The organism is Streptomyces sp. NPDC060028 (assembly GCF_042736725.1).
Taxonomy (GTDB): Bacteria; Actinomycetota; Actinomycetes; order Streptomycetales; family Streptomycetaceae; genus Streptomyces.
On sequence record NZ_JBHWVJ010000085.1, the window covers coordinates 23016 to 31290 of the forward strand.

Consider the following 8275-nt stretch of genomic DNA (forward strand, 5'->3'; position numbering starts at 1 on the left):
GCTCAGGGGGTGCGGTCGAACCCGATCACGGCGCCGCCGCATCCACCGCCTTCACGATCCGCTTGTCGGAGATCGGGTACGCCGTCCCGAGCGCGTGCGCGAAGTAACTGACCCGGAGTTCCTCGATCATCCAGCGGATCTCGGTCACCTCGGACGGCACCGGCCGCCCCTTCGGGAGCTGCTCCAGCAGCCACAGGTACTCGTCCCGCATCTCGTGGACCTTCTCCATGCGCGTGGTGTCGCGCTGGACGCCCGTGGGCATCTGCTGGAGCCGCCGGTCCGCCGCCACCAGGTAGCGCATCAGGTCCGGCAGCCGGCGCAGTCCGGTCAGCGTCACGAAGCCGGCCGGCATGAGGGCCGCAAGCTGCGTCCTGACGTCCTGCAGGTTGGCGACCAGGGCCAGGCTGTTCGTGGCCTTCAGACGGCGCTCACAGGCCTGCCAGGCGGCCAGCACCTGCTCCACCTGGCCCACCGTGCGTACGGTCGTGTCCACCAGGTCGGCCCGTACGGCTTCGTAGAGCTTCCGGAAGCCCGTCTCGTCCCACGCCGGGCCGCCGTGGTGGGCGATCAGCTTGTCGGTCGCCGCGGTCGCGCAGTCGTCGAACAGCGCCTGGATCGACCCGTGCGGGTTCCTGGACAGGGCCAGCTTCTGCTGGTTGGTCAGGTGGTCCGAGGCGAACTTCGCCGGATTCACCGGGATGTTCAGCAGGATCAGCCGCCGGGTGCCCAGCCACATCGCCTGCTGCTGCTCGGCCTCGGTGTCGAAGAGCCGTACGCAGACGGTCGCGCCCTCGTCCACCAGCGCCGGGTAGGCCTTCACCGGCTGACCGGCCCGCCGGGTCTCGAAGACCTTGCTCAGCGTGCCGATCGTCCAGTCGGTCAGCCCGGAGCGCTCCAGCGACTCGCCGCCCGCCCGCTCGGCGGTGGCCGCGGCGGCCTTGGAGAGGGCCTGGCGGGCCTTGGGCTTCAGCTTCAGCCGCAGAGCCTCCAGGTCCTTGTCCTCGGCGAGGTTCTTGCGGCGCTCGTCGACGATCCGGAAGGTGATCTTCAGGTGGTCCGGGATCCGGGTGAGGTCGAAGTCCTCGGCCGAGACCGGCACCCCGACCATCCGGTGGAGCTCACGCGCGAGCGTCACGTGCAGGGGCTCCTGCAGCGGCACGGCCGTCGCCAGGAAGCGGGTCGCGAAGTTCGGCGCGGGCACGTAGTGGCGGCGGATCGGCTTCGGCAGCGAGCGGATCAGTTCGGTGACGATCTCCTCGCGCAGACCCGGGATCTGCCAGTCGAAGCCCTCGTCGGTGACCTGGTTCAGCACCTGGAGCGGGATGTGGACGGTCACGCCGTCCGCGTCCGCGCCCGGCTCGAACTGGTACGTCACGCGGAACGTGAGCTGCCCCTGCTGCCAGGAGTCCGGGTAGTCGGCCTTGGTGACCCCGGCCGCCTTCTCGGTCAGCAGCATCTCGCGCTCGAAGTCGAGCAGTTCGGGCTCGTCGCGCTTCTTGTGCTTCCACCAGGAGTCGAAGTGCGCCCCGGAAACCACGTGTTCGGGGATCCGCTGGTCGTAGAAGTCGAAGAGCGTCTCGTCGTCGACCACGATGTCGCGGCGCCGGGCCCGGTTCTCCAGCTCCTCCACCTCGGTGAGGAGCTTGCGGTTGTCGGCGTAGAACTTGTGGTGGGTCCGCCAGTCGCCCTCGACCAGCGCGTTGCGGATGAACAGCTCGCGTGAGACCTCGGCGTCGATCCGGCCGTAGTTGATCTTCCGCTGGGCCACGATCGGTACGCCGTACAGCGTGACCTTCTCGTACGCCATCACGGCCGCCTGATCCTTCTCCCAGTGCGGCTCGCTGTACGTGCGCTTGATCAGGTGTTGCGCGAGCGGCTCGACCCACTCGGGCTCCACCTTGGCGTTCACCCGGGCCCACAGGCGCGAGGTCTCCACCAGCTCCGCCGACATCAGGAACTTCGGCTGCTTCTTGAAGAGCGCCGAGCCCGGGAAGATCGCGAACTTGGCGGACCGCGCCCCCAGGTACTCGTTCTTGTCGGTGTCCTTCAGGCCGAGGTGCGAGAGCAGGCCGGCCAGCAGCGAGATGTGGACGCTCTGCTCGGGGGCGTCGGCCTCGTTGACGTGGATGCCCATCGTCTTGGCGACCGTGCGCAGCTGCGAGTAGATGTCCTGCCACTCGCGGATCCGCAGGAAGTTCAGGTACTCCTGCTTGCACATCCGTCGGAAGGCGGAGGAGCCGCGCTCCTTCTGCTGCTCGCGGACGTAGCGCCACATGTTCAGGAAGGCCAGGAAGTCGCTGGTCTCGTCCTTGAAGCGGGCGTGGTTCTGGTCGGCCTGGGTCTGCTTGTCCGAGGGCCGCTCGCGCGGGTCCTGGATGGACAGGGCGGCCGCGATGACCATGACCTCGCGCACGCAGTTGTTCTTGTCCGCCTCCACGACCATGCGGGCCAGGCGCGGGTCCACCGGGAGCTGGGAGAGCTGGCGGCCCATCGGGGTGAGCCGCTTCTTCGGGTCCTTCTCCGTCGGGTCCAGCGCGCCGAGCTCCTGGAGCAGCTGGACGCCGTCGCGGATGTTGCGGTGGTCCGGCGGGTCGATGAAGGGGAACTGCTCGATCTCGCCGAGGCCGGCCGCGGTCATCTGCAGGATGACGGAGGCGAGGTTCGTGCGCAGGATCTCGGCGTCCGTGAACTCGGGACGGGAGAGGAAGTCGTCCTCGGAGTACAGCCGGATGCAGATGCCGTCGCTGGTACGGCCGCAGCGGCCCTTGCGCTGGTTGGCGCTGGCCTGCGAGATCCGCTCGATGGGCAGCCGCTGGACCTTGGTGCGGTGGCTGTAGCGGGAGATCCGGGCGGTGCCCGGGTCGATCACGTACTTGATGCCCGGGACGGTCAGCGAGGTCTCGGCGACGTTCGTCGCGAGGACGATCCGGCGGCCGGTGTGCTGCTGGAAGACCCGGTGCTGCTCGGCGTGCGAGAGGCGCGCATAGAGGGGGAGCACCTCCGTGCCGTGCCCATGAGCGCCTCCGGCGCGCGGCGGGTTCCGTTTGTTCAGGGCGTCCGCGGTGTCGCGGATCTCGCGCTCGCCGGAGAGGAAGACCAGGACATCGCCCGGACCCTGCGCCTGCAGCTCGTCCACGGCCTCGCAGATCGCGGTGATCTGGTCCCGGTCACTGTCGTCGCCCTCCTCCTCCAGGAGCGGGCGGTAGCGGACCTCGACCGGGTACGTACGGCCGCTGACCTCGACGATCGGCGCGTCCCCGAAGTGCCGCGAGAACCGCTGCGGGTCGATGGTCGCCGAGGTGATCACGACCTTGAGGTCGGGGCGCTTCGGCAGCAGCGTGGCCAGGTAGCCGAGCAGGAAGTCGATGTTCAGAGACCGCTCGTGGGCCTCGTCGATGATGATCGTGTCGTAGGCGCGCAGCTCGCGGTCCGTCTGGATCTCGGCCAGCAGGATGCCGTCCGTCATCAGCTTCACGAAGGTCGCGTCCTGGTCCACCTGGTCGGTGAAGCGGACCTTCCAGCCGACCGTCTGCCCGATCTCGGACTTCAGCTCCTCCGCGATGCGCTCCGCGACCGTGCGGGCGGCGATCCGGCGCGGCTGGGTGTGCCCGATCATGCCCCGGACGCCGCGGCCCAGCTCCATGCAGATCTTGGGGATCTGCGTGGTCTTGCCGGAGCCGGTCTCGCCCGCGACGATCACGACCTGGTGGTCGCGTATCGCCTCGGCGATCTCGTCCTTCTTCTGGCTGACGGGCAGGTTCTCGGGATACGTGACCTCCGGCATCCGCGAGGCACGGCCGGCCAGTCGCTCGGCGGCCTTCGTGGCCTCCGCGGCGATCTCGTCGAGCACGGCCTGCTTGGCCTCGGGCTTGCGGATACGGCGGGCGCCTTCAAGGCGGCGGCCGAGGCGGTGCGCGTCACGGAGGGAGATCTCACCGAGAAGCGTCTGCAGGGCGGCGAAGGAAGTAGACATACCTGGTCGAGGATCTCACCTGGTCCCTCCGGGTGGCGAACGCATTTGTGGGGCTGACCCGTACCATTTCGGGACGAGTCCCCCGACCGCCTTCCGTGAGAGGCCCCACGTATGCGCAGCAGTCCGCACCGCGGCGTGTGGTGCCTGGCGGCTGCCGCCGTGCTGGCGGTGCTCTGCGCCCTGGCCGGCGCCGGACCGGGCGGTACGGAGCTGCGCGCGCCCCGCGCGTCGGCCCCGGCCCTGCTGTCGGTGGCCGCGCAAGCGCAGGCGCCGGCCGCCCACGACGCGGGTGCCGGGCGGTGCGACCCCGCTCCGGCGGGGCCCGACGGCGCCCCGGCCGTGCCGGCGCGGGCCGCCGGGCACACGGAACCCGGCACACCGGCCGCCGACCGGCCGGCGCTCGGCGAGGGCGGACCCTTCGCGATCCCCCGCGCGCTGATCTGCGTACGCGGGCCCGATCTGGCGGCTCCCGGGCCGGTGGAGCTCTCCGTGATGCGGGTGTAGGCGGACCGGTCACCCCCGGTCCGCCCCACCCCACCCTTCCGCAGCACTGGAGAACGCACCCGCATGTCCTCTTCCTCCCGCAAGGCCGCCTCCCGCAAGCCCGCCTCCCGCAAGACCTCCGCCCGCAAGCCCCTGCTGATCTCCGCCGGCGTCGCCGTCGCGGCGATCACCCTCGGCCTCGTCTCCTGGCAGGCCACCGCCCCCGCCGAGAAGGACTCCGGCCGGTCCGGGGCCTCCTCCGCCGCCGCGCCCGGGACCGACCCCGCCGCGGAGCTCAAGGCGCTGGCCCGCCGCGACTTCGGCGACAAGCTCGCCGTGGGCCGCCCGGACGCGCCCGTCGTGCTCATCGAGTACAGCGACTTCAAGTGCGGCTACTGCGGCAAGTTCGCCCGCGACACCGAACCCGAACTGGTGGAGAAGTACGTGCAGGACGGCACCCTGCGCATCGAGTGGCGCAACTTCCCCATCTTCGGCGCCGACTCCGAGGCCGCCGCCAAGGCCGCCTGGGCCGCCGGGCAGCAGGACCGCTTCCGGCAGTTCCACGCGGCCGCGTACGCCGAGGGCTCGAAGGAGAAGGGCTTCGGCGAGGCCCGCCTGGAGGAACTGGCCCGGCAGGCCGGCGTCCCGGACCTGGAGAAGTTCAAGCAGGACGCGGCCGGCGACGGCGCCGCCGCGGCCCTGCGCAAGGACCAGGAGGAGGGCTACCGCATCGGCGTCCAGTCGACCCCCTCCTTCCTGATCAACGGCACGCCCATCGCGGGCGCCCAGCCCCTGGACGCCTTCACGGCGGCGATCGCCAAGGCCAAGGCCGCGAAGTGACCGACATCGGATACCTGGCCGCCCTGCTGGGCGGCCTCCTCGCCCTGCTCAGCCCGTGCAGCGCCCTGCTGCTGCCGGCCTTCTTCGCGTACTCCATCGACTCCGCCTCCCGGCTGCTCGCACGCACCGGGATCTTCTACGCGGGCCTCGCGAGCACCCTCGTACCGCTGGGGGCGGCCGGCTCGTACGCCGGGCGGTTCTTCCACGGCAACCGCGAGGAGCTGGTCCTCGTCGGCGGCTGGCTGATCATCGCGCTCGGGCTCGCGCAGATCCTCGGCCTGGGCTTCGCCTCGAAGCGCATCTCGGAGCTGTCCGGGCGGATCCGGCCGACCACCGCGCTGTCCGTGTACGCGCTCGGCGCGGTGTACGGCCTGGCCGGCTTCTGCGCCGGCCCCATCCTGGGCAGCGTCCTGACGGTCGCCGCGGTCAGCGGCAGCCCGGTCTACGGCGGCCTGCTGCTGGCGGTCTACGCCCTGGGCATGGCGGTGCCGCTGTTCCTGCTGGCCCTGCTGTGGGAGCGGTTCGACCTGGGCCGGCGGCGCTGGCTGCGCGGCCGGGCCCTCTCGGTGGGCCGCTTCGAACTGCACACCACCTCGCTGCTGTCCGGGCTGTTCTTCATCGTGCTCGGCACGCAGTTCCTGGTCTACGACGGGGCGAGCGCGCTGCCGGGGCTGCTGGACGTGGACGACTCGTTCGCGGTGGAGGAGCGGGTCCGCTCCCTCACGGGCGGGTTCCCGGACTGGGCGCTGCTCGGGCTGGTCGCCGTGGGGGCGGCTGCCGTGGGCCTGGTGAAGTGGCGGCGTACGGAGCGCTCGGCCACCGAAGACCCGGCCGACGCCGGGTAACGCGGAAGGCCCCGTCCGATGGACGGGGCCTTCTCTGTGGTGGCTGGGGCCGGGGTCGAACCGGCGACCTATCGCTTTTCAGGCGATCGCTCGTACCAACTGAGCTACCCAGCCACGAAACCGTTTCCGGCTTCAGCGAACCTGACGGGACTTGAACCCGCGACCTCCACCTTGACAGGGTGGCGAGCTAACCAACTGCTCCACAGGTCCTTGCATTGTGCGAGAACAAGTCTCGCACATGGTGTTGCGTACCCCCAACGGGATTCGAACCCGTGCTACCGCCTTGAAAGGGCGGCGTCCTGGGCCACTAGACGATGAGGGCTAAAGGCCCGCCGGGCACTTCTCAGCGCGTCGGGGACGTGAGAAGCATATGGGATCCGGGGAGCTATCGCCAAAACGGTTTCCCCCGGAGTCACAATGGCCGGGTGCTGGAGATGACGCGCGAGGAGTTCGAAGAGCTCGTCGCAGAGGCCTTGGACCGGATCCCGCCGGAGCTCACGCGGCTGATGGACAACGTGGCGGTGTTCGTCGAGGACGAACCGCCCGCGGACGACCCCGAGCTGCTCGGTCTGTACGAAGGGACCCCGCTCACCGACCGCGGCGAGTGGTACGCCGGGGTGCTGCCGGACCGCATCACCATCTACCGGAACCCCACATTGCGGATGTGTGAGGACCGGGAGAGCGTGGTCGCGGAGACGGAGGTCACCGTGGTGCACGAGATCGCCCATCACTTCGGGATCGACGACGACCGGCTGCACGCGCTGGGGTACGGGTGACCCGCTCGGCCGAGGGAGCCGGGGCCGGGGCCGCCCGCGCGGCCGAGGCCATCGACCCGGACGTGGATCTCCACGTCCCCGCGCAGCGGGCCGAGCCGCAGGGCCGCGTGCTCGCCGCGGTGGCGGCCGGCGGCGTGGCCGGGGCGCTCGCGCGGTACGGGGTCTCCCTGCTGCTCCCGGCCGGGCCCGGGAGTTTTCCCTGGGCCACCTTCTGGACCAATGTGGCCGGCTGCGCGCTGATCGGCGTACTGATGGTGCTGATCAGCGAGGGCGGCCGCACGCCCGCGCATCCGCTGCTGCGGCCCTTCGCCGGGGTCGGGGTCCTCGGCGGGTTCACCACCTTCTCGACGTACGCCGTGGACTTCTCGCACCTGCTGGACGAGGGGGAGGCCGGGACGGCGCTGGCGTACGCCGGGCTCACGGTGCTCGCCGCGCTCGGCGCGGTGTGGGCGGCGGCCTCGGTGACGCGGCTCGCGGCCGGGGGCCGCGCGCGCGACCGGGTCCGGGATCGGGGGCGGGCGTGAACTGGCTGCTGGTGGCGCTCGGCGCGGCCGTCGGGGCGCCGCTGCGCTACCTGACGGACCGTGCGGTGCAGGCGCGCCACGATTCGGTGTTCCCGTGGGGGACCTTCGTGGTGAACGCGGCCGCCTGCCTGGTGCTCGGCGTGCTGTCCGGGGCGGCGCTGGCCGGGGCGGGTTCCTCGCGGCTGAACCTGCTGCTCGGGACGGGGCTGTGCGGGGCGCTCAGCACGTACTCGACCTTCTCCTACGAGACGTTGCGGCTGGCGGAGCGTGGCTGGAGGTTCCTGGCGGTGGCGAACGTGGCGGGGTCGGTGCTGGTCGGGCTGGGCGCCGTACACCTCGGGTCGCAGGTGGCGCGCCAGCTCTTCGCCTGACCGTGCGAGCCGTCCACCATTGGGGCGTGTCTCTTACGGGGCAAAGGGAGTTGGGCACATTGACCCGCTCCCCGCGGAGCTTTGCACTGTGTTCCGGAGGTGCCCCGTGCGCCAGTTGTCCGCTTCCCTGCGTCTGGCCGTCACCGCGTTCGCGGTCACGGTGACGGCGGGCTGCATGAGCGTCGGCGAGGACGCCGCGAAGCCGGGGCCCGCCTCCTCGGCGGACCTCCAGGGGGCCAAGTCCGGCGGGGCCGCCACCTCGGGCCGGGGCTCCGGGCTCCACGGCAACGGCCACGGCGGCAAGGACGGTACGGGCAAGCCGGACGGCAAGCCCGGGGAGGACGGCAAGGCCTCCGGCGCGGCCGGGGCCTCGCCCAGCCCGGGCGCGCCGGCGGGCCGGCCCGGCGTCCCCTCGCCGTCGGCGGGGCCGGGCGGCGCGGGCGGCCAGGGTCCGCAGCAGCCC

At 71.4% G+C, this 8275-nt stretch carries 7 protein-coding genes, 3 tRNA genes and 1 pseudogene; 7 read left to right on the forward strand and 4 right to left on the reverse strand.

The window, feature by feature from the left end; translation table 11 throughout:
• Positions 1 to 25 precede the first annotated feature (25 nt).
• The gene (gene hrpA / locus ACFWBF_RS30590) at positions 26 to 3973 is read right to left on the reverse strand and encodes an ATP-dependent RNA helicase HrpA (RefSeq protein ID WP_385607588.1); all 3948 of its coding nucleotides are present in this window, start codon (positions 3971 to 3973) and stop codon (positions 26 to 28) included.
• Between the two features lie 111 nt (positions 3974 to 4084).
• On the opposite strand from hrpA, the gene ACFWBF_RS30595 reads away from it, so the two are divergent.
• From ACFWBF_RS30595 to ACFWBF_RS30605, 3 genes are all read left to right on the forward strand, one after another.
• Positions 4085 to 4477 (forward strand): hypothetical protein, encoded by a 393-nt coding sequence (locus ACFWBF_RS30595; RefSeq protein WP_385607589.1) that lies wholly within the window; start codon positions 4085 to 4087, stop codon positions 4475 to 4477.
• Between the two features lie 63 nt (positions 4478 to 4540).
• Entirely contained in the window at positions 4541 to 5296 is a 756-nt protein-coding gene (locus ACFWBF_RS30600) for a DsbA family protein (RefSeq protein WP_385607591.1), read from the forward strand.
• Complete coding sequence (locus ACFWBF_RS30605; RefSeq protein WP_385607593.1) at positions 5293 to 6141, forward strand: cytochrome c biogenesis CcdA family protein; 849 nt, start codon at positions 5293 to 5295, stop codon at positions 6139 to 6141. The genes ACFWBF_RS30600 and ACFWBF_RS30605 overlap by 4 nt, the downstream gene beginning before the upstream one ends.
• Before the next feature lie 37 nt (positions 6142 to 6178).
• On the opposite strand, the gene ACFWBF_RS30610 is transcribed toward ACFWBF_RS30605, so the two are convergent.
• From ACFWBF_RS30610 to ACFWBF_RS30620, 3 genes are all read right to left on the reverse strand, one after another.
• A tRNA-Phe gene (locus ACFWBF_RS30610) sits at positions 6179 to 6255 on the reverse strand.
• A gap of 22 nt (positions 6256 to 6277) precedes the next feature.
• Positions 6278 to 6351: transfer RNA gene (locus ACFWBF_RS30615), tRNA-Asp, on the reverse strand.
• A gap of 39 nt (positions 6352 to 6390) precedes the next feature.
• A tRNA-Glu gene (locus tag ACFWBF_RS30620) sits at positions 6391 to 6463 on the reverse strand.
• 103 nt (positions 6464 to 6566) lie between these two features.
• On the opposite strand from ACFWBF_RS30620, the gene ACFWBF_RS30625 reads away from it, so the two are divergent.
• The 4 genes and pseudogenes from ACFWBF_RS30625 to ACFWBF_RS30640 form a co-directional block, all read left to right on the forward strand.
• A complete protein-coding gene (locus ACFWBF_RS30625) occupies positions 6567 to 6917 on the forward strand; it encodes a metallopeptidase family protein (protein ID WP_030726307.1) in 351 nt (116 codons plus the stop codon).
• Positions 6914 to 7441, forward strand: coding sequence for a CrcB family protein (locus tag ACFWBF_RS30630; RefSeq protein ID WP_385607595.1), 528 nt, complete (start codon positions 6914 to 6916; stop codon positions 7439 to 7441). Before ACFWBF_RS30625 ends, ACFWBF_RS30630 begins: the two co-directional genes overlap by 4 nt.
• Positions 7438 to 7812: a fluoride efflux transporter CrcB gene (gene crcB, locus ACFWBF_RS30635; protein WP_385607597.1), complete on the forward strand. Its 375-nt coding sequence runs from the start codon at positions 7438 to 7440 to the stop codon at positions 7810 to 7812. Before ACFWBF_RS30630 ends, crcB begins: the two co-directional genes overlap by 4 nt.
• Positions 7813 to 7918: 106 nt before the next feature.
• Positions 7919 to 8275 (forward strand): annotated as a pseudogene (locus tag ACFWBF_RS30640) (hypothetical protein); the annotation flags it as partial.

Excerpts from the sequence above, each read along its gene's own strand:
- hrpA (WP_385607588.1), bottom strand. The coding sequence starts at position 3,973 with ATGTCTACTTCCTTCGCCGCCCTGCAGACGCTTCTCGGTGAGATCTCC.
- ACFWBF_RS30595 (WP_385607589.1), top strand. The coding sequence starts at position 4,085 with ATGCGCAGCAGTCCGCACCGCGGCGTGTGGTGCCTGGCGGCTGCCGCC.
- ACFWBF_RS30600 (WP_385607591.1), top strand. The coding sequence starts at position 4,541 with ATGTCCTCTTCCTCCCGCAAGGCCGCCTCCCGCAAGCCCGCCTCCCGC.